The organism is Segatella copri, from assembly GCF_019127135.1.
Taxonomy (GTDB): domain Bacteria; phylum Bacteroidota; class Bacteroidia; order Bacteroidales; family Bacteroidaceae; genus Prevotella.
The window spans coordinates 1-471 of the sequence record NZ_JAHOEA010000191.1 but is presented as its reverse complement, the minus strand read 5'-3'; the positions used below and the strand labels follow the sequence as shown (position 1 = coordinate 471).

Annotated in this window: 1 protein-coding gene; it reads right to left on the bottom strand. The window is 45.4% G+C overall.

The features are described 5' to 3' along the window. Nucleotides 1-70: 70 nt before the first annotated feature. On the bottom strand, nucleotides 71-337 hold the full coding sequence (locus KSW37_RS15810; RefSeq protein ID WP_217315406.1) for a PqqD family protein: 267 nt from the start codon (nucleotides 335-337) through the stop codon (nucleotides 71-73). Nucleotides 338-471: the final 134 nt, after the last annotated feature.

Genomic DNA, 471 nt, shown 5'->3' with positions numbered 1-471 from the left:
GCAATGATGCGCAAGAGCAAACGTCCACGGACAGCAGACATCTGGCGGAAAAACCATAGTGCATACTTCCTCATACCAGTCCCTCTTTCTGCCACTGGGCAATAATCGCCTGGCAGTCTTTTTCTGCCTGAGCCATGACTACGTCATACTCATCGCATAATGCCTGAGCCAACGAAGCTACCGTAAATTCGCCCTGTTTCTCAGCCGCCTTCCAGAGAAAGGCAGCAGTTTCATTGAGACTTATCAACTTGGTAAAGTCTACAGCCTGCATACCTTCGGCTGTTACCACATACTCACCGCAAATCTCGCGGAGTTTAAAATCGTTCTTGATCTTCATTGTATCTTTGTTTTTTAGTTTTTATATGATAAAAGGATATAGAGCTTGATTATTTTAAGCAAGACCCTACGTACAGGTCTCAACCTCTGCCATCTGTGCCAGTTTCTGAGCGCTTTCTGCGAGATGAGACTCTT

Excerpts from the sequence above, each read along its gene's own strand:
- KSW37_RS15810 (WP_217315406.1), bottom strand. The coding sequence starts at position 337 with ATGAAGATCAAGAACGATTTTAAACTCCGCGAGATTTGCGGTGAGTAT.